At 67.3% G+C, this 18920-nt stretch carries 18 protein-coding genes; 8 read left to right on the top strand and 10 right to left on the bottom strand.

Annotated elements, in window-relative coordinates; all coding sequences use genetic code 11:
• The 5 genes from ACYVK3_RS09515 to ACYVK3_RS09535 form a co-directional block, all read right to left on the bottom strand.
• Window positions 1–334 (bottom strand): transposase (locus ACYVK3_RS09515; protein ID WP_460497157.1); only part of this gene is annotated, 334 nt, incomplete at its 3' end.
• Window positions 335–402: 68 nt separating this feature from the next.
• Entirely contained in the window at window positions 403–987 is a 585-nt protein-coding gene (locus ACYVK3_RS09520; protein WP_460497065.1) for a DinB family protein, read from the bottom strand.
• Between the two features lie 147 nt (window positions 988–1134).
• Complete coding sequence (locus ACYVK3_RS09525; protein ID WP_460497066.1) at window positions 1135–1305, bottom strand: hypothetical protein; 171 nt, start codon at window positions 1303–1305, stop codon at window positions 1135–1137.
• 17 nt (window positions 1306–1322) lie between these two features.
• Window positions 1323–2912 (bottom strand): LuxR C-terminal-related transcriptional regulator, encoded by a 1590-nt coding sequence (locus ACYVK3_RS09530; protein WP_460497067.1) that lies wholly within the window; start codon window positions 2910–2912, stop codon window positions 1323–1325.
• Between the two features lie 171 nt (window positions 2913–3083).
• The gene (locus tag ACYVK3_RS09535; protein WP_460497068.1) at window positions 3084–3971 is read right to left on the bottom strand and encodes an alpha/beta hydrolase; all 888 of its coding nucleotides are present in this window, start codon (window positions 3969–3971) and stop codon (window positions 3084–3086) included.
• 489 nt (window positions 3972–4460) lie between these two features.
• Between ACYVK3_RS09535 and ACYVK3_RS09540 the strand changes: the two genes are divergently transcribed.
• Together ACYVK3_RS09540 and ACYVK3_RS09545 are read left to right on the top strand one after the other, a co-directional pair.
• On the top strand, window positions 4461–5330 hold the full coding sequence (locus tag ACYVK3_RS09540; protein WP_460497070.1) for a peptidoglycan-binding protein: 870 nt from the start codon (window positions 4461–4463) through the stop codon (window positions 5328–5330).
• 422 nt (window positions 5331–5752) lie between these two features.
• On the top strand, window positions 5753–9094 hold the full coding sequence (locus ACYVK3_RS09545) for a discoidin domain-containing protein (RefSeq protein WP_460497071.1): 3342 nt from the start codon (window positions 5753–5755) through the stop codon (window positions 9092–9094).
• An 85-nt stretch (window positions 9095–9179) separates the two neighbouring features.
• Here ACYVK3_RS09545 and ACYVK3_RS09550 read toward each other — a convergent pair whose 3' ends face one another.
• Window positions 9180–9359 (bottom strand): DUF397 domain-containing protein, encoded by a 180-nt coding sequence (locus ACYVK3_RS09550; protein WP_460497072.1) that lies wholly within the window; start codon window positions 9357–9359, stop codon window positions 9180–9182.
• Window positions 9346–10188 carry a Scr1 family TA system antitoxin-like transcriptional regulator gene (locus tag ACYVK3_RS09555; RefSeq protein WP_460497073.1) on the bottom strand — a complete coding sequence of 281 codons (843 nt, stop codon included), beginning with the start codon at window positions 10186–10188 and terminating at the stop codon, window positions 9346–9348. The genes ACYVK3_RS09550 and ACYVK3_RS09555 overlap by 14 nt, the downstream gene beginning before the upstream one ends.
• Before the next feature lie 208 nt (window positions 10189–10396).
• Between ACYVK3_RS09555 and ACYVK3_RS09560 the strand changes: the two genes are divergently transcribed.
• A complete protein-coding gene (locus ACYVK3_RS09560; RefSeq protein ID WP_460497074.1) occupies window positions 10397–10717 on the top strand; it encodes a hypothetical protein in 321 nt (106 codons plus the stop codon).
• Entirely contained in the window at window positions 10710–10949 is a 240-nt protein-coding gene (locus ACYVK3_RS09565) for a hypothetical protein (RefSeq protein WP_460497075.1), read from the top strand. Before ACYVK3_RS09560 ends, ACYVK3_RS09565 begins: the two co-directional genes overlap by 8 nt.
• Before the next feature lie 110 nt (window positions 10950–11059).
• Here the strand turns inward: ACYVK3_RS09565 and ACYVK3_RS09570 are convergent, their stop codons facing one another.
• Window positions 11060–11437, bottom strand: coding sequence for a nuclear transport factor 2 family protein (locus tag ACYVK3_RS09570; protein ID WP_460497076.1), 378 nt, complete (start codon window positions 11435–11437; stop codon window positions 11060–11062).
• 155 nt (window positions 11438–11592) lie between these two features.
• On the opposite strand from ACYVK3_RS09570, the gene ACYVK3_RS09575 reads away from it, so the two are divergent.
• On the top strand, window positions 11593–13761 hold the full coding sequence (locus ACYVK3_RS09575) for an alpha/beta hydrolase (protein ID WP_460497077.1): 2169 nt from the start codon (window positions 11593–11595) through the stop codon (window positions 13759–13761).
• A 36-nt stretch (window positions 13762–13797) separates the two neighbouring features.
• On the opposite strand, the gene ACYVK3_RS09580 is transcribed toward ACYVK3_RS09575, so the two are convergent.
• Window positions 13798–14253 carry a hypothetical protein gene (locus tag ACYVK3_RS09580; protein ID WP_460497078.1) on the bottom strand — a complete coding sequence of 152 codons (456 nt, stop codon included), beginning with the start codon at window positions 14251–14253 and terminating at the stop codon, window positions 13798–13800.
• A gap of 337 nt (window positions 14254–14590) precedes the next feature.
• On the opposite strand from ACYVK3_RS09580, the gene ACYVK3_RS09585 reads away from it, so the two are divergent.
• The 3 genes from ACYVK3_RS09585 (at window position 14591) to ACYVK3_RS09595 (ending at window position 17431) form a co-directional block, all read left to right on the top strand.
• Window positions 14591–14965 carry a hypothetical protein gene (locus ACYVK3_RS09585; RefSeq protein ID WP_460497079.1) on the top strand — a complete coding sequence of 125 codons (375 nt, stop codon included), beginning with the start codon at window positions 14591–14593 and terminating at the stop codon, window positions 14963–14965.
• Window positions 14966–14975: 10 nt separating this feature from the next.
• On the top strand, window positions 14976–16766 hold the full coding sequence (locus ACYVK3_RS09590) for an alpha/beta hydrolase (RefSeq protein ID WP_460497080.1): 1791 nt from the start codon (window positions 14976–14978) through the stop codon (window positions 16764–16766).
• A gap of 65 nt (window positions 16767–16831) precedes the next feature.
• Window positions 16832–17431 (top strand): hypothetical protein, encoded by a 600-nt coding sequence (locus ACYVK3_RS09595; RefSeq protein ID WP_460497081.1) that lies wholly within the window; start codon window positions 16832–16834, stop codon window positions 17429–17431.
• A 42-nt stretch (window positions 17432–17473) separates the two neighbouring features.
• Here the strand turns inward: ACYVK3_RS09595 and ACYVK3_RS09600 are convergent, their stop codons facing one another.
• Window positions 17474–18919: a sensor histidine kinase gene (locus ACYVK3_RS09600; RefSeq protein ID WP_460497158.1), complete on the bottom strand. Its 1446-nt coding sequence runs from the start codon at window positions 18917–18919 to the stop codon at window positions 17474–17476.
• Window position 18920: the final 1 nt, after the last annotated feature.

The raw sequence follows: 18920 nt of genomic DNA on the forward strand, positions 1-18920 counted from the left end.
ACTCAAGGGAAGAGATCAGCGAAGCCGACCGAACCACCAACAGGTTAAAAGACAAGCTAAGAGTGTGTCTCAGTTGGCGAGTTTCTTGTAGCAGGTGATCGCTGCGGCGAGGGCGAGGAACGCGGCGAAGAGGTGGCTGTGGCGTTCGTATCGCGGTCTGGTGCGAGACAGCGAACGTCGGCGGCAAGTGCCGCCAAGCGCACCCGGTGGTCAGGACGAACACGATCGCCGTGAAGACCGTCGGATCCTCTACCCGGGCGATCCCGCCGCCCTGAGCGCGCTTGGCATGTTGCCCGATCAGGGGCGCGGTGATCTCCCAGAGCCCATCGGGCACCAGGTGCTTGGCGAACTCGTCCACACACGATCTATACCAGGCCCGTTGCACGCCAACCGAGGCAAGGTCTAGGGCTTGATTGGTGCCGCCGACCTGGCGGCCTGCTCGATCTTCGCGCAGTAGGCCGCACGGGCTTCCTCGTCGATCGGCTGCTCGTGTTCGGGGCGCAACCCGGTCCGGCCGTCGAGGCCCTCGCGCAGGATATCGGCGTGCCCGGCATGCCGGATGGTCTCGCCGAGGACATGGACGAGGACGGCGAACAGGTTGGTGTCGGCATAAGGCTCCGGCCACCACGGCACGTGGCCCGGGGCGTCGAGGGGAAGCGCGTTGATCGTCGCGTCCGAGTGGTCCCACGTGCGCCGGTAGAGCCCGATGATCTGATCGCGCCTCTCGTGCTCGGTCGCCCACTGATCGCTACCGTCGGAGTCCTGCCAGCGGGGCAGCGGTTCGGGTGAAGGGCGGCCGAAGACCTCGCCGAAGTACCTGGCCTCGACGGTGGCCACGTGTTTGGCCAGGCCGAGGAGGTTGGTCCCGGTCGCGGTCAAAGGCCGGCGGGCATCGTATTCGGACAAACCGTCGAGTTTCCACAGCAGCGCCTTGCGGTCCCGCCGCAGTCTCCCGTGCAGGAGGTCTTTCGCGAATGCATCGATCATGCGGCATGAGCCTGCCACAGGCCGCTCGCGGTCACAAGATCCCGTACGCAGTCCGCGACAACTGGCAGAGCCGAAGCCTGGCCATGCCCGCCGCCCTGACCTGCTACAGCAACCCGCCAACTGAGATGCGCTCTCAGTTGCGCGCCATCAGTCGTCGATGTCATCGATGCTCGGTGAGCCGAGGAATTCGGGGCCCGGCCGAGGCGGTGGCCCCTGGTCGATGCGGCCGGACTCGTCGAGGACGTGACCGCCGTCCTCGTTCAGGACGACGCCGTTGCGCGAGTGCGTGATGCCCCCGGGGTGTGTTCGCAGGAGCATAGTGGATGGCGATCCGTTCACCGGGTCTCGGCCACGAGCCGGGCCAGCTCGACGCGCGAGCGCACGCCGAGGGTGGCGAAGATGTTGCGCAGGTGATGGTCCACGGTCCGCACGCTGATCGAGAGCGCCTGCGCCACTTCGCGGTTGGTGGCTCCCGTGGCCACGTGCTGGGCGACGCGCCACTGGTGCGGGGTGAGCGAGGACAGCATGCCGACCGCGGCACCGGCGGCCTCGGTCCCCGGCTCGCCCGTGGCCCGGAGCTCCGCGCGCGTCTGCTCGCTCCACGACCGCGAGCCGCAGCGCTCGAAGCCGTGGAGGGCATCGCGCAGCACCGCGCGGGCCTCGCGGGGACGGCGCTGCCGCCGCAGCCACTTCCCGTACAGCAGTTGCGTGCGGGCACGCTCGAAGTCGCCGGTGTCCGTCGCATGCGACTCGACGGCACGGAGGTACGCCGCCTCAACCAGGTCGGCCCCGGAGCCGGCGGTGGCGAGCAGCGCCCGGCACCGGGCGAGCTGGGCGGTCGCGGCCCGGTCGACTCCGAATCCGACCCACAGCTTCAGCGCCTCGGCGACCGGACGTGCCTCGTCGGGCCGTCCGGCGAGGACCGCGGCCTCGATGAAGCAGGGCATGAGCAACGGCTGCACCGCGAAGTGGCCGCCGCCTGGCCGGACGAGCGCGCCCAGGCGGGAGGCGGCGGCCTCGGGCCGTCCTCGGCCCAGGTCGGCGCGGGCGAGCGCCCACTCGGCCAGGGTGCGGGTCTGCGCCAGGCCGTGGCGCCGGGCGGTCTCCAGCGCGAGCATGGCCTCCTTGACCACCGCATCGGTGTCGCCCTCGATCGAACCCGCCAGGGCCAGGACCGCGCGGTGGTGCGCCGCGGTGTTGGACCGGCCCGACCGCAGTGCCGTCCGCAGCCCTTCGACGGCATGGGCGTGCGCCCTGGCGTGGCGTCCGGCCCGCATTTCGGCGTAGGCGAGGTATTCGAGCGTCTGGCTGGCCAGGTCGTCGCGGCCCTCGGCGCGCGCCGCCGCCAGCGCGCGCCTCCCCGTGCGGCAGGCGTCCTCGACGTCCCCGAGCAGCAGTGCCGCCACCGAGGCGCGGTGCAGGGCGTCCGAAGAGCCCTCGTCGCGCCCGTGCGCGAGGACGCGGCGCAGCGGTGGGGCCGCTTCCTTCGGGCGTTGCTCGAGGAGGGCGCGAAGACCCAGAAGATGGTCGTACAAGGGGCCGCAGTCGCCGACTGGCGGACCGGCCGCGAGCACGGTCCTGGCCGCCTCCAGTGAGGCGAGGCAGGCGGGACGGTCGCCGGCGGCCCACGCCGCGTCCGCCGCGGCGAGGATCGCGATGAGCGCGAGGCGCGGATCGGTGCGCGAGGAGAGGGAACCGGCGAGGTGGAGTGAGGCGTGGGCGTCGCTGACCGGGCCGTCGCCGAGCGCGCTCAGGCCGCGCGCGAGTTCGACCATGGCGCGAGTCCTGTTCGGCGCGATGCCGGCCGCCAGGTGTATCAGCAGCGGCCCGCCTGAGCGGTTCGCCTCGTCGAGGAGGCTCGTGTCGGCATCGGTGAGGACGAGGGCGATGCTGCCGTCGTCGAGCAGGCGGATATCGGCTGCCACGGCAGACCTCCTGAGCTGCGCCGGCGTCGTGGGCCGGGCAGCGGCCCGGAGGCTGCGCCGTTGCATGGACCAATCGTACAAAACCGACTGGTCGGTTCGGAAGGGCTGAATGCAGAATATCGGACGGCGACCGTGCGGGTGCGCGGTCGCCGTCCGTGTCGCTCCCGGGCGTCAGCCGAGCGGGCAGGAACCCCGCACCTCCTCGATGGAGCGGTCATTCGGCAGCGGGCAGAGGAACTGGTCGTACCGAGTGTCGTTGTCCACGAACCGCTTGAGCCACGAGATCGAGTACTTCGCGATGGTCGTGTTCGACAAGTTCGGGGCGAAGTGCGAGGCCCCGTCCAGTTCGATGTAAATCTTGTCGGTCGAGCTCGGGATCGAGCTGTAGAACCGCTCGGAGTGCGAGCCGACCGAGGCGATCGTGTCGTTCTCGGCCCCGAAGATCAGGGTCGGGGTGCTGACGCCGTTCCAGGTCTTGTCCGAGTGCCACGGCGTGAGCGGGATGCTCGCCTGGATATCCGGATTGTCGTCGGTCGCCTCGAGCGAGCCGCCGCCGCCCATGGAGTGCCCCATGACGGCGAGGCGGTCCGGATCGATGCGGTCGGAGACGTTGCTGTCGTCCACCAGGTATTCCAATGCGGCATTGAGCTGGTCGGCCCGCTGGCCGGGGAAGTCGTACCGGGAGTTGGTGTCGATGGTGAAGACCACGAAGCCCTGCGAGGCGATGCGCGGGCCGAGCCACTCCATCGTCGACGAAGAGGCGGTGTATCCCGGTGCGACCGCGACAGCTCCGAAGTCGCCGTCGGAGCGCGTGGTGGGGTAGTAGATGGTGCCGCCGCCGAATCCGGAGACGAAACCGGAGACGCTGGTGCTGGAGACGGAGTAGTGGCCGCGAGACGCCTCGATGCTGGATTCGGTGGGTGCCGGGCCGCGCTCGTGCGGGTTCTGGGCGAGCGCGGCGTTGGGGCCGGCCAGCGCCCCGGACACGAGTGCGGCGGCCGTTGCCAGTGCCAGGCCGGCGGCGCGGAGTGAGCGGCGGTGATGGGTCGGTGAGTGCATGATTCGTCCTCCTTGACGAGACTCGTCGACTGGTGCTCGATCACTCTTACATACCGACCGGACGGTCTGCATCGGCGAAATCACCGGTGCCGTGTCGCGATGCAACGCAGCCGCCCATCGCGGCGGCAACAGCAAGCCACTGGAGTCTCTTGAATACTCTGTGAGCGCAAAGGTTCAGCGGCACTGGTGAAAAGCACCGGCGCGAAATCAAGAAGTTGAAGTTTTATTTCATCCCGTGGCTTCTCAACGAAGAATTTCTTCGATATGGTGCGGTGACAGATGTCGACGGTCGCATCGAACTGCTGGTGAGATGCCTTGACTCCATGGGAGATAGGCAAGAGCACAAGCGCCCCTTCCCCTCCCGCGACGCCATCGCAACCGCGCAATGGTGACGATTCCGCTGAGCCCCGATCCCCAGGGCCGCTGCTGCGACGCTCCGGCGACTCGCGCATCGACCGGGCCAAGTCCCTCTAGAAAGGACACAATGACATGAGCGATCAACCCCCGGAAAGTGCCCGCGCACTTTCACGGCGCCGGCTGCTTTCCCGCGCTCTGATGGTCACGGGCGCGGCCACGCTGCCGTCGGTGCTGGCCGCCGGTCCCGCCTATGCCCAGACCACGGTCGACATGGAGCTCGCGGTGGTGGCGGCAATGGTCGACCCGCCGAAGTCCGGCACCGGCATCTTCCCCGGGGCGGGCCCCAGCGTCAGGGCCGTCGAAGCCGCCTTGGCCTCCAAGGGACACCTGAGCTCCGCCTACGTGGACGGGCACTACGGCACCTCGACCGTCTCCGCCTACGCCGCCTGGCAGCGCGCACTCGGCTACTCCGGGCTCGACGCCAATGGACTGCCCGGACCGACCTCGCTCACCCGACTCGGCCAGGACGAGGGCTTCTCCGTCGCCCGCACGGTCGACATCGGCTCATCCCAGGACTCCTACGGCGGCAGGCGCGTCAACACCCGCACCAGGAACATGCTGGCCGCCGCCGACGCCAAGCTCTCATGGAGCCTCACGCTGAGCCAGGGCTCCTACTCCCCGGGCAACCCCGATTCCGCCGGCACCCATGACGGCGGCGGGGTCGTCGACATCGGCGTCAGCGGCATGTCGACCACCCAGCGCTGGCAGACGGTGAAGGCGCTGCGCGACGTCGGCTTCGCGGCTTGGCTCCGCACCCCGTCGCAGGGGTTCGCCTACCACATCCACGCGAACGCGGTGGGCGACACCGATATGGCGAGTGTGGCCCAGCGGCAGGTGCACGACTACTACTTCGGCAGGAACGGCCTGGCCAACCACGCCGCCGACAACACCCCGTCGGCATACCGAAGCAGCTTCACCTGGTGGGAGAGGTACAACCGCTAGGCGGTCGCTGGAGCGGAGCGGCGAGGTTCGACACGGCCTTCCGGAGCATTCTGGAACCGGGTCGAACCTCGCCGTTCTGCTGCCCAATGCCGTTGTGCGGCTGCGGTAAGGGGTTCGCGCTGCCAATGGACCGCATCGCTCCCAACGCTCGGCAGTCACCGCTCGCCCACTGCCGGTCAGACATCGGGACATTGACAAAGCTCACATTCACCGGCTACAGTGATGCTCCAAGGTTTAGCGCTAAACCTAGCGTGTCCGGGGATGTGAACCACGGAATCACGACAGGACGGCGCTCTTCGATTGAACGGAGTGACCATGCGTTCGAAGCCCTCACATACGAACCGAAACGGCGCCAAGCGCGTCGAGACCAACTTCCCGATCCCGCCGCGCGGCATCGCCGACGGCCCCACGAGGTGATCCCGATGTGGACATCGATGCACCGCGCCTCGAGCACGCCCCTGGTGGCGGTGCTCGCCGCGATCGTCGTCGCGTTGACGCTCATGCCCATCACGCCGACGTACGCCGCCCAAGGGCCCGATCTCGCCGAGCACAGGGCGATGAGCGCCAGCAGCCACACGCAGACCCACGTGGCCGGCAACGCCGCCGACGGCAATGACGCGACCTACTGGGAGAGCGCGAACTACACGTTCCCGCAGTGGCTCCAAGTCGACCTCGGCTCCTCGTACGAGGTGAGCGAGCTGGTGGTCTCGCTGCCGGACGACCCGGCCTGGGAGACCCGCACCCAGACGATGGAGGTGCAGGGCAGCACGGACGGAACGTCGTTCACCACGATCGTCGGCGCCGCCGACTACACCTTCGATCCAGCCGCCGGCAACTCGGTGACCATCACCTTCGACGCGGTGCCCACTCGCCACCTCCGGCTCCTCATCACCGCGAACACCGCTTGGCCCGCCGGCCAGGTCGCCGAGTTCGAGGTCTACGGGGAGGGCGAGCCGCCCGCGGAGCCGAACGGCGCGAACCTGGCGCCCGGCAGGCCGATCGAGGCCTCATCCCAGGAGTTCGACTTCGCGGCCGAGAACGCCAACGACGGTGATCTCACGACCTACTGGGAAGGAGCGTCGGGTGCGCTGCCCAGCACGCTGACGGTCGAGCTCGGGGCTGATGCCGCGATCGAACAGATCGTCGTCAAGCTCAACCCGGACCCGGCCTGGGGGCCGCGCACGCAGACGCTGTCGGTGCTGGGCCGTGACCAGGGCGGCGGTGAATTCAGCACGATCAAGAGCCAAGCCGACTACGCCTTCGCCCCGGACGGCGGCAACACGGTGACGATCCCGGTCTCGGCCACCGTCGCCGAGGTACGACTGCAGTTCAGCGGCAACACCGGCGCCCCGAACGGCCAGGTGGCCGAGCTCGAGGTCTACGGCACGCCCGCGCCGAACCCCGACCTGGTCGTCACGGACCTGTCGTGGAGCCCGGCCGAACCCGACCAGACCGACGAGCTGACGCTGACCGCCACAGTGGAGAACTCCGGCGATCTCGCCTCCCCGGCGACCGACGTCGGGTTCTTCCTGGACGACGCCCTCGTGGGCACCGCCCCGGTCGACGCGCTGGAGCCCGGCGCCGGCGCCACCGCGACCGCCGCGATCGAGCCCCGTCCGACCGGCGAGTACGAGCTCGGCGCCCGAGTCGACCCCGACGGCGCGGTCATCGAGCGGAACGAGGGCAACAACGCCTACACCGATCCGAATCCGCTGGTGGTCAAGGCCATCGACACCTCCGACCTGGTCGCTGCGGCGTCCTGGTCACCGAGCAACCCCGCGGCCGGTGACACCGTCACCTTCTCGGCCACGGTCAAGAACCAGGGCACCCTCGCCTCGGACGGCGGGCCGCACGGCATCACGCTGACGGTGACCGACGACGACACCGGCGAGACGGTGGCGACACTCTCCGACGAGCACTCCGGCGCCATCGGAGCCGGCGACGCCGCCGGCCCGGTCGAGCTCGGCACGTGGACCGCGGCGGACGGCGGCTACACGGTCACCATCGAGGTCGAGCCCGACGGCAACGAGCACGCGGTGCAGCAGGGCAACAACTCCAGTGCCCGTTCGCTCTACATCGGACGAGGTGCCGACGTGCCCTACACGATGGACGAGGCGGAGGACGCCACCACCGGCGGCGGCGCACAGGTGGTCGGACCCAACCGGACCATCGGCGACCTCGCCGGCGAGGCCTCCGGGCGGCGGGCCGTGGTGCTCGACGGCACCGGCGAATACGTCGAGTTCACGACCTCGACCGACACCAACACGCTCGTCACCCGTTTCGCCATCCCCGACGCACCCGGTGGCGGGGGCATCGACGCGACGCTCAACGTCTACGTCGACGGCGAACTGCTCCAGCCGATCGACCTGACCTCGCGGTACGCGTGGCTCTACGGCAACGAGGCGAGCCCGGACAACTCGCCCGGTTCCGGCGCGCCGCGGCACATCTACGACGAGGCGAACGTGCTGCTGGACCAGACCATCCCGGCGGGCAGCACCATTCGCCTGCAGAAGGATGGGTCGAACAGCGCGAGCTTCTACGCGATCGATTTCATCAGCCTCGAAGCGGTCGCGCCGAACCCGAACCCGGACCCGGCCCGCTACATCGAGCCGGACGGATTCGGGCACCAGGACGTGCAGGCCGCCCTGGACGAGTTCCGTATGGACACCACGGGCGAACTGCTCGGCGTGTACCTGCCTCCCGGCGACTACCAGACCGCGCAGAAGTTCCAGGTGCACGGGAAGGCGGTCGAGATGATCGGCGCCGGACCCTGGTACACCCGCTTCCTCGCTCCCCAAGGGCAGAGCAACACCGACGTCGGCATCCGGGCGGACGCCACGGCGAACGGCTCGACGTTCTCCGGCTTCGCCTACTTCGGCAACTACGTCACGCGCATCGACGGTCCCGGGAAGATCTTCGACTGGCAGAACGTCTCGGACATGACGATCGACAACATGTGGGTCGAGCACCAGGTCTGCATGTTCTGGGGCTCGAACATCAGCGACACCGTCATCAAGAACTCGCGGACCCGGAACCTGTTCGCCGACGCGTTGAACATGACCAACGGCAGCGCGAACAACCTGGTGCAGAACATCGAGTCCCGGGCCTCCGGGGACGACAGTTTCGCGCTGTTCGCCGCCACCGACTCGGGCGGTGGCGACCAGACCGGCAATGTCTACGAGAACCTGACGTCGATCCTGACCTGGCGCGCCGCCGGGCTGGCCGTCTACGGCGGCTTCGGGAACACGTTCCGGAACATCCACATCGCGGACACCCTGGTCTATTCGGGCGTCACCATCAGCTCGCTGGACTTCGGCATCCCGATGGACGGCTTCGGCGCCGACCCGAAGACGCGCTTCGAGAACATCTCGGTCGTCCGAGCCGGAGGCCATTTCTGGGGGCAGCAGACCTTCCCGGGAATCTGGATCTTCTCGGGGGACAAGGAGTTCCAAGGCATCCGCATCGACAACGTCGACATCGTCGACCCGACCTACGCGGGGATCATGTTCCAGACCAAGTACACCGGCGGCCAGCCGGAGCACCCGGTCACGGACACGGTCTTCACCGACGTCACGATCACGGGAGCCCAGCTCAGCGGTGACGAGTTCGAGCACAAATCCGGCATCGGCATCTGGGTCAACGAGATGCCCGAACAGGGCCAAGGGCCGGCGGTCGGCTCGGCGATCTTCCAGAACCTTCAGATGAGCAACAACCACGAAGACATCAGGAACACCACCGACACCTTCGATCTCATCATCGAATAGCGAAAGACCTCTCGGGCCGGAGTGCCAACAGGTGCTCCGGCCCGAGGACGATTCCTTCTCAGCGGCGAGCAGGCGAACGAAAGGTTCAGCGGCGCTTGAGGTCTTGGAGCAGGGAGGCGTAAGTCGCGGCGTCCAGGTCAAGGATCGGCGAGGCGTCGCCGAGCTTGGAGTCGCGGATCTGGACGGCGACGTCACCCTGACGGAGCTCGACACAGTCACCCTGGGCTGCACTCCGGCTGGACTTCTGCCATTCACGGTTCAACATAGCTCAGGTACTCCTTGAGACGCACGACGTTGGCCAGCGTGTCAGAGAATACCTCACGGAATCGGGAAACGGCCCTGCGCTCATCGATGTAGCGGGCACCGTACTCAGACTCCAAGTAGACCAGCTCCGGGCTGTACGGCCCGCCGAAGGTCAAGAGTTTGAAGGTGCCTCTCATCGCGGAGTGGACTCCCTTGTTCATTGGCAGAACGTAGATTTCTACCGGATCCAGCTCTGAAAACTTCAGGAGATGCTCGATCTGCTCGTCGTGGTAGTGCGCTTCCTTGATCCGCAGGAGACATGCCTCGTCGAGGACGAAGCGCATTGTTGCGAGCTTGCCTGGCGGGCGATTGAACACCCACTCCTGCCGCAAAAGCTTCAGCCGGACGGCTTCAGCGGCCTCATCGGCGGTCATGAACAGATTCGCCGCGACCACGTCTTCGATGTAGCCCTGGACCTGGAGGAGACCCGGAATGAACGCGCTCTCGTAGGAGTCCATCGTGAGTGCTTCCTTTTCCAAAGTGAGAAAGGCACTGAACCACTTGGGCGTGGTCGTGAAGACGTTCTCCCAGCCGTTCGCGTCGGTATCACGGGTCTGCATCGCTAGAGCGTCGAGCTCGATCATGATCTGTTCCGAAGCGCCGTACTTGAACGCCCAGCCTGTAACTGTGCCCGGATCGACCTTCTGATTGCCGGACTTTTCGATTCGTTCGAGTCGGGTCTTGTTGGTGCCCAGCATGTTCGCTGCTCCGCGGATGGACAGTCCACGGTCCTCGCGCAGTCCTCGCAGAATGACCCCGATGCGCCATTGCGCCAGAGATGGTGTGCTCACCATTTCATGGTTTCAGACGATCACACTGAGTGAGTAGTTCAATTTTTGGCGTCCCGATCTGCTGTCCCGATTTTGGCGGCTCTCAGCGGGACACCTGTTCACAGTCCCAGATCCATGCCCGTGAAACTTTTCGTTCTCACATGCTCTGACCTGCACTTACGTTGTGTTCAGCTAGTGGCGCACATTCCGAAACGGGAGGAGACACAACGTGAGCAATTTGAGCCGATTGCGACCGTCGAACTCGGACACGCTTGCGCGCGGCCAGTTCACCGACGGCATGCGGACCTTCGAGGTCCGCTCATCGAGCGCCGACGCGCCGGACTCGTTCCAGGTGTACGTCGATGACAACCGCGATGACATCGTCCTGGTCATCTCGGGCCTCAACTCCGGGGACCTCAAGGCCACGTGGGGGCGCGACTGGCGAGGAGCCTCCGAGGAGTGGCGCGAATGGGCCGAGGCGAGCGCGTTCATGGCCTTTTACAACGGCCAACACGAATCGGTGCGGAGGACGCGCGTCTGCAATGGCTGAGCGATATCTCGGGGAGTTCCGCCGAGGGCCGGCCATCTTCACGGTCTTCCAGACCGCCGACTCGCCGCGCGAGTTCCGCGTCGAGTGCTCCGACGGCAATGGCCCTTCGGAGGTCTGCACCTTCACGGACCGCCCCGGCTCCGGTCCGCGCTGGCACGGCGCTTGGAACGGCGATGAATGGTGCGCGTGGATCGAGGCCGAAGCTCGGAAGGCGGTGAAGGAGGCCTCATAAATGACTCGGGTGCGGCGGCGGGCCAACCGTTGTCGACAAGTCCCCAGGACGGCCCTCCAGAGCGCCGCCGCACCCGACCCTGCTTGTCCCTGGGACTGCGGGAACGCCGCTCAGCGCCAGGTGCCGTTCCAGTCATAGAGCGGAGCGCTGGTCTCGTACTCGCGCAGCACGACGATCAGGCCATCGGCGCTGCGAGCGACGGTCGCGCCGTCGAACGTGTGGCGCACACTCTCCCATGTGCATTCGAAGACCCACTCGGCGGTTTCGCGGTCGTCCGTGGCGATGTGGTCGGTGATGTCCCACCGATGCACCACACCGCCCGCGCCGAGCCAGGTTTCCGCCCATTTGCGAACCGTGTCGCGGCCGCGGTACACCGGCCCGTTGCACTCGGTGACGACGCAGTCCTCGATCACCGCGTGAGTGATGCGGTCCACGTCGTTGGCCTTCCAGGCATCGATGTATTCAGTCAGAGCGGTCATGAGCGCCATCGTCTCATCTGCGGGCCGCCTTGACCTGTGCCGCCCGGCAGCGCGACTCCCAAGTGGACCCGAAGAACGCGCTGGATTCGGTCAATCGCCTCACCTCGTTGTTTCCATGGGGCTGTTACCATCGGCCACTCTGTCACCGAGACGAGGACCGGGAATTGACTGCGGCGACCGACGACGACACCGAACAGCACACCCCGCACCGGCGGCGACTGCTCCGGCGATTGGGAAAGGTCACCGATGAGCCTCGGCCGTTCTGGCGCGGCGCTGCGGTGATGCTGGCCCTCGCGACCGCCGCGGCGGTCGCCTGGAGCGTGGGGGACCAGTACCTACCCGGCACCGGACTGGTGCTCGCCTCCCAGACCGCGATCAACGTGCTGATCGCGGTCGCGGCGTCCGGCCTCGTCACCGGCATTCTGCTGGTCACGGTCGGACGGTTCAAGGCGCTCGCGTGGGGATACGTGTGGACGCTCGGCGCCTGCTTGATATTGCTGTTCACCCTCGGCGCCGGCGCGAGCATGATCGCTTGGTTCGCCGCCATCGCGGTAATCGTTGTGGGCGCTTCACTCCTCGGCGGCGCGTTGGGCGCTCTGCTGCCGCATGCGGGCCGCGATCCGGTGAAGGTTCGGGACCGTCGAATCCTGGCGCTCGCGCTGTCGCTCGTGGTCCTGGTGGCGCCCACCGTCTGGGTGCTCACTGCGAGTCAGGGAAATCCCGCACCCGCCGACGACGGCACCGCCATGACGGTGATCGAGAACGATCCGGCGTCGCAGGGGCCGTTCGAAGTGGCCAAGCTGACCTACGGCAGCGGCATCGACCGGCGGCAGGCGTACGGTGAGTCGGCCGACCTGGAAACGCCGATGGTCGACGCCTCGCAGATCGTCACCGGATGGGACGAGCAACGGGAATCGCTCTGGGGCTTCGACATTGAACACCTGCCGGTGAACGGCAAGGTGTGGTACCCGGAGGGCCAGGGACCCTTCCCGCTCGTGCTCATGGTGCACGGCAACAAGAGCAGCGTCACCGAGTCCGAAGACGGATTCGCCTACCTCGGGGAACTGCTCGCCAGCAGAGGCTTCATCACCGCGTCGATCGACCAGAACTTCTTCAACACCGGTCCGCTCGACCGCTCCGGCGGGCTCACGGGCGTCAACGTCGCGCGCGGCTGGATGCTCCTCGAACACCTTCGCGTATGGGACGAATGGAACCGGGGAGGCGAGACGCCGTTCACCGGCGCCGTCGACATGGAGAACGTCGGGCTCATCGGACATTCGCGCGGCGGGGAGGCGATCGCCGTGGCCGCCCACCTGAACGGGCTCGACAGCCTTCCCGGCGACGACGCGGTGCCGCTCGACTACGACTTCGGCATCCGGTCGCTCCTGGCGCTGGCTCCCTCTGACGGCCAATACCTGCCCGAGGGCGATCCGATCCGGCTCGAAGACGTGAACTACCTGGTCATCCAGGGCTCACATGACGCCGACGTCACCAGCTTCGCCGGGCTCAACCAGTACGAGCGGGTGTCGTTCTCCGGCGACGGCGAGTTCCTGAAGGCCGCGCTCTATGTCGGCCACGCGAACCACGGCCACTTCAACAGCCGCTGGGGGAGCCGCGATGTGGGCAACGGGATTCCCAAGCTCTTCATCGACACCGAGACGCTCATTGCTCCGGAAGACCAGCGCCGTGTCGCCGAGGTCTACGCGTCGTCGTTCCTGCGCGCGACGCTGGCCGAGGACAGCTCCGACATGGGTGTCCTCCGGAACTACCGGACCGCCTCGGCATTCCTGCCCGAGACCGAATACGTCAACCAGTTCACCGATTCGGCGACGACCGAAGCCGCCACTGTCGCCGAGTCCGGGTTCGCATCATCGGAGACGATCGCCCTCCCGCTGCGGAGCGGACCCGGGGAGGACAGCGTGCGGTCCCTCGAGTGGGAATCCGGCGGGGAAGAGCCGACGCTCACCGTGGAGGCGCCCTTCGACGCGTCGGCGAACCTCGTGTTCGACGCCGTCGCCATGACCGAAGGCACCGAGCTCGCCGACGCGGTGAGCGTGCGGCTCACCGACCGCTCCGGGGCATCGGCCGAGCTTCCGCTCATCGAGTTCATGCCGCTGAAGCACCGCATACCCGGCCAATATCTGAAAGCCGAGTGGATGCACGGCGCCGCCCTGACCGAACCGGTGCTCCAGACCTATACCGTGCCGCTGGACGCCTTCGAATCGGCCGACGCAGACCTCGCGGACCTCGAAGCCGTCTCACTGGTGTTCGACGGTTCGAGGAGCGGCGCGGTGCTCATCGACGACTTCGGGCTCGCACCGGCCGAGCGATGACGGCGGGGCCGAGACCGATCGTCGATGCCGGGCGGGTCAGGCCGCGAGCGAACGGGCTTCGCGCTGGGCGCGGAGTGCCGCGAACATCGGCTTGCGGGACGGGGAGTTCGCCAGGCCGCCCTGGAGGACCGCGGTGATCGCGGCCGATGCCGCGGCGTCGTCGGCCGCGGTGACACCAGTGGCGACGATGTCGAGGATCTCGTCGGCCGCAGCCGCCACGAGCTCGGGATCGGCGTTCTTGATCGCGCGGGAGAAACTGGAGGCGAGGTCGATGTCGCCGGTGACGCGTCGGGCGGAGCAGGTGTGCATGCGCCGTCCGTACCCCTTGCCGTCGATCCAGGAGTCGACGACGTACACGAGTGCTTGGGTCTGCTGATCCCACAGCATGTCGGCCTCGAGGAGGTCCGACAGGGCGGGGAGCCGCTGAGCGTGCGCGTACTTGGATTCAAGGACCGCCGCAGCGTCGCCCAGGGAAAGATAGCTGTAGGCCATACGTCAACGGTAACCGGCCGACGCGGAGAATCCCCACCGACCGAGTCATATAACGCCGAAAACTTGCCACGGTAGCAGTGAGCGACGACGAGCGTGCGTCCCGTAGGCGTGTTTTGCTGTGACGGCGCCGACCCGTCGCCGGCCAGGCGGCGTAGGGACGATGAGCGAGCCTGTGCCATCACGGCCAGTGAGGCGGCGACGGACATTTGGGGACACATCCGCTCGCATCGGTCGGCTACATTGAGTGGCGGCAATTGGACGGCAACCGAAAGTGAGCAGACACCCCGATGCATCCCACCCTGACCGCATCCGCCGCTGCGCTGAAGGCGGTCTCCTGATGGCTGGAGCCGAAGTCTTCACCATGGAGCCGGACAAGATCCATGAGGCCGTTGCGGCGCTGTTCGGCGTGGAAGAGGCCATCCGCGCCGCAGGTGACGGCCTCGGACTCGAATGCGGCACCACCGCCGAGGCACTGATCGCCGGCCAGTGCGCGATCGGCGAAGCGCTCGCCGGCGCGGCGGACTTCTGGTGCGGCGTGCAGGCCGCCGGCATCGCCGGTCTCGTCGGCAACCTGGGTGAATACCTCGCCACCTGCGCCGAGCAGGCGGTCGAGATCGACGAGTACAACGCCGCCGACTTCGCTTCCTACGCTGATCACGACCTTTATCCCGGCCGAGCGTCCGAGAGTGCCTCGGCCCGTCCGGACTGGTGAGGTGGCGGCGATGAGCCGGATGCGCTGGAAGGACCTGCGCGATACCGACTTCGGCGTGATGCGGGCGTTGGCCGAGCAGTTCGACTCCTATATCGCGAGCATGGTCGAGCAAGCGGAGGTGCTCACCGAGGATGTGGTGAAGAAGCACATCAGCGCCGACCATTACGAAGGGGACACCGCGGACGCCGTCCGCGCACAGGTCGGCCACGTGGCCGAGAGTTTCCTGGACGATCTGAGCGAGTACGCCAACGTGAAGATCAAGGCCACGCTTGAGGACGCCCATGAGGAACTCGTGGCCGCCCAGCAAAGCCTTGAGGAACTCCTCGTGCAAGTAGAGGCGGGCAAGTACAAGGTCACGGGACCGGCCGAGGACCACGGTCTTGAGCTGTCAGATGACCTGTTGGGCGACCTCTCCGAGTTGAACCCACCGGCATCGGTGCTGTCGAGGTCCGGATTCACCGACGCGGACCTGCACGCCGACACCGGCCGCCACATCGTGGCGACCGAGCTCAAAAAAGCCGCTGAAGCCGAAGCCGAAGAGCTCGCCGAGGTACTGCGGGCGATCATGGGGCGAGCCCACGAATCCGAAGCCAAGGCGGTCGGCGTCCTCAAATCGATCCTCGAAAATCCGGCCGAGCAGCCGCCGCCGCTGGGCGCTACCTATGACGACCTGATCGACGACTATGAAGCGGCAGCCGACGCGCGCAATGTCGAGTTCCTTCAGGCCCTGGCGTCAGACGATGCGGAGGCCACACCACGCGGAGTCAACGAATGGTGGAACGACCTGAGCGACTCCGAGCGAGAAGCGCTCCTCGAGAAGCACCCGGACCTGCTCGGACCGCTCGACGGCATCCCGGCTGAAACCAGGAACGATGCCAACCTGACGAACCTGGACAACGAGATCGCCGACATCGAGCAGCAGATGGCGGACATGGAGGCGAATCTTGACGAGAATCCGCTCGGCAGTGATTTCGACCAGCAGGAATACTTGGACCTGCAGCACCGGCTGGAGAACCTGAACTCCCTGCAAGACCGGCTGCAAAAAGGCTCAGACGACGGCGAGGACCTGTACTTGCTCGACTTCGACTCCGCGAAAGACGGCCAAGCGGTGGTCTCGGTGGGAAACCCCGACACGGCCGATCACACCGCGGTCTATGTGCCGGGAACGACCTCCGACCTCGACGGCATCAGCGGCCTCGTCGACGATGCGGCCACGATTCAAGACGACGCCGCGTACGCTGCTCCCGATCAAGAGACCGCAGTCGTGATATGGCTCGGTTACGACGCTCCGGACAATGCCTACCCGACACACAAAGACCAGGTGAGCCCTGAAGCCTGGAATTCGAACTACGCCGAGGCCGCGCGCGGCGACTTGAACAACTTCATGGAAGGCATCGACGCCAGTCATCAAGGCGAATCCCATGCCACGCTTATGGGCCACTCCTACGGCAGTTCTGTCGTCGGTGCCACCTCCAGAGACTACGAGATCGCAGCGGACCAGATCATCAGCTTCGGCAGTCCCGGATTGAGGGTCGACACCGCTGACCAACTCAGCGTCGGTGGCGACGATCTCTGGTCGACGAGGGCAGACGGTGACGCGATCTCAGGCGCCGCCCAGCTTTCCTTCCCCCTTGGTAATGATCCGGTCGCTCCTGAATTCGGCGGCCAGACCTTCGAGTCAGAGGCGATTGGCGAGGGTGGTGGCGAGATCCACAGCGGATATCTCGAAGACGACCAGAACCGCGAGCCGAATATAGCCCGCGAGCACATGGCCGAGATCATCACCGGACGGAAGGGATGAATCGGCCGATGCCAAAAGTAATGTTCACGCTACTGTCAGCAATGACGCTCATCCTTGGAGGGTGTATGTCTCAGGAACCGCCCCCGGAGCGAGAATTCGACCAGGCCGAGGCCTATCCGATCCTCGAACAGATCGTCAATGACACGATCGCGGAGCTCCCCGACTTTCCCGGTTTTCACAGACGCAGCTATGCAAATGAAGAAGATTGCGCGCCCCTTGGTGAAGGGTACGAGGGTTGGGTGGCCATAGAGATTCGCTACGGCTTCGGTGCCGAAGACTCCAGGTCTGCGCTCGTGCGAACCGAGTACACGAATCTTCTTCGCGATATGTGGACCGACGCAGGCTACGATCTCCATCGCGACGAGGGCGACGGGAACGGTCCGGGTTCGATGGAAGCGAAGCGACCCGACGGCATCAACCTCTGGTGGTGGGTCGCAGGCGAGGACGGCGGTGTGTCTTTGACACTGCAGACCGGCTGCATCCCGTCCACACCCGGTTTCGAGAAGCCCGACTACATTCCGCCCGCCGGTGGAGTGCCGCCGGAAGAGGACCTGGCCGCCCCGAGGATGAACCCTTCGCCAGAACCCAGCGCGGACGCCATCGCGCCGTTCGACGGCGAATTCGCGTCGGCACCGGCGGCGAGGCGCTTCCATCGGGATTCCTGAACCGAAACAGGCGAGACGACTCGCCGCACACTTCGACGTGGCTCAGCCGTGTTCCTCCAGTGGCAGGGCCAGCCGGAAGCGCGCACCTTCGCCGAGGGCGGTCTCCAGCTCGACGTCGCCGCCGTGGGCTCGCGCGATGGAGCGGGCGATCGCGAGGCCGAGGCCCGCGCTGGCGCCGCCCTCGCGGCCTCGGGAGCGGTCGGTCCGGTAGAAGCGGTCGAAGACGCGGCCGGCCTGCTCGGCCGTCATCCCCGGGCCCTCGTCCGCCACTTCGAGCACCGCGCGGCCTCCGGCCGTGCCGACGCCGATGCGAACGGCGGTGCCCGGCGGGGTGTGGGCGGCGGCGTTTCCAACCAGGTTGGCGACGACCTGTCGCAGCCGGGCCTCGTCGGCGTGGACCGGCGCCGGGCCGGGCGGGCCGGTCCCGCCAGGCCCGGTGAGCTCGACCGGGCGGGACGGGTCGAGGGCGCGCACATCGTGACGGGCGTCCCCCGCCAGCGTGCGCAGGTCCATCGGGGTCATGTCGAGCTGCCCTTCGGGCGCCTCGTCGAGCTGCGCGAGCAGCAGCAGGTCCTCGGTCAGGGCGGCCAGCCGGGACGCCTCGCGATTGATGCGCCGCATCGCCTCGTCGACGTCGTCCCGCTCGGGCATCGCGCCCATTCGATAGAGCTCGGTCGAGCCCTTGATGCCGAACAGCGGCGTGCGCAGCTCGTGGCTGACGTCCCAGACGAAATCGCGCATCCTCGCCTCGGACGCGGCCCGATCGGCGAAGGCCCGTTCGAGCTGCCCGAGCATGGTGTTGAGCGAGTCCGCGAGGTGCCCGATCTCCGTGCCGGGCGGAGCGAGCCGAGGCACCCGTTCGGTGAGGTCGCCGCCGGCGATCGCGGCCGCCGTGTGCTCGATCCGGCGCAGCGGTCGCAGGCCCACGCCGAGCGCGAACCAGCCGACCGCGGTCAGGAGGACGAGCAGCACGGCCCCGCTGACGACGCTGCCGGTCCGCAGCGCGGTGACGGTGGCGTCGGCCCCGGTGAGGGGCGCGGCGGCGACGACCGTCCCCTCGCGTTCGACGGCCGGTCGGGCGACGGCCCGCCAGCGCTGCGAGCCGTCCGCGGCCTCCAGGTCGACGGCCTCCCCGTCGGTGGGGACCGCCCGCAGCGCGTCGAGCGGCGGCAGTGCGTCCTCGTCCAGTCGGGACGACTGGACGCCGCCCGTCACCGCACCGTCCCCGTCCAGGTAGACCACGTATGGCGTGCCGATGAGTTCGAGGGCCGGGTCGAGGACCTCGGGGTCGGCGGTGGCGGCATCGGGAGGCCGGTCGTCCGGCGCCTGGGCGATGAGCTCGGTGAACGCGCGCAACTGGCCGTCGATCCGGTCGAGCTGGTAGCGCTCGAGGTGGTCGGAGACGACGGCGCTGATGAGGCTCAGCCCGGCCAGCAGCAGGCCCGCGGTGAGCAGCAGCAGTCTGGCCCGCAGGGAGAACCGGCTCAGC

Source organism: Glycomyces tarimensis, assembly GCF_054776215.1.

Bases quoted from the DNA above. Each gene is read 5' to 3' on its own strand.
- ACYVK3_RS09520 (WP_460497065.1), bottom strand. From the start codon at position 987: ATGATCGATGCATTCGCGAAAGACCTCCTGCACGGGAGACTGCGGCGG.
- ACYVK3_RS09525 (WP_460497066.1), bottom strand. From the start codon at position 1,305: ATGCTCCTGCGAACACACCCCGGGGGCATCACGCACTCGCGCAACGGC.
- ACYVK3_RS09535 (WP_460497068.1), bottom strand. From the start codon at position 3,971: ATGCACTCACCGACCCATCACCGCCGCTCACTCCGCGCCGCCGGCCTG.
- ACYVK3_RS09540 (WP_460497070.1), top strand. From the start codon at position 4,461: ATGAGCGATCAACCCCCGGAAAGTGCCCGCGCACTTTCACGGCGCCGG.
- ACYVK3_RS09545 (WP_460497071.1), top strand. From the start codon at position 5,753: ATGTGGACATCGATGCACCGCGCCTCGAGCACGCCCCTGGTGGCGGTG.
- ACYVK3_RS09550 (WP_460497072.1), bottom strand. From the start codon at position 9,359: ATGTTGAACCGTGAATGGCAGAAGTCCAGCCGGAGTGCAGCCCAGGGT.
- ACYVK3_RS09565 (WP_460497075.1), top strand. From the start codon at position 10,710: ATGGCTGAGCGATATCTCGGGGAGTTCCGCCGAGGGCCGGCCATCTTC.
- ACYVK3_RS09570 (WP_460497076.1), bottom strand. From the start codon at position 11,437: ATGGCGCTCATGACCGCTCTGACTGAATACATCGATGCCTGGAAGGCC.
- ACYVK3_RS09580 (WP_460497078.1), bottom strand. From the start codon at position 14,253: ATGGCCTACAGCTATCTTTCCCTGGGCGACGCTGCGGCGGTCCTTGAA.
- ACYVK3_RS09585 (WP_460497079.1), top strand. From the start codon at position 14,591: ATGGCTGGAGCCGAAGTCTTCACCATGGAGCCGGACAAGATCCATGAG.
- ACYVK3_RS09590 (WP_460497080.1), top strand. From the start codon at position 14,976: ATGAGCCGGATGCGCTGGAAGGACCTGCGCGATACCGACTTCGGCGTG.
- ACYVK3_RS09595 (WP_460497081.1), top strand. From the start codon at position 16,832: ATGTCTCAGGAACCGCCCCCGGAGCGAGAATTCGACCAGGCCGAGGCC.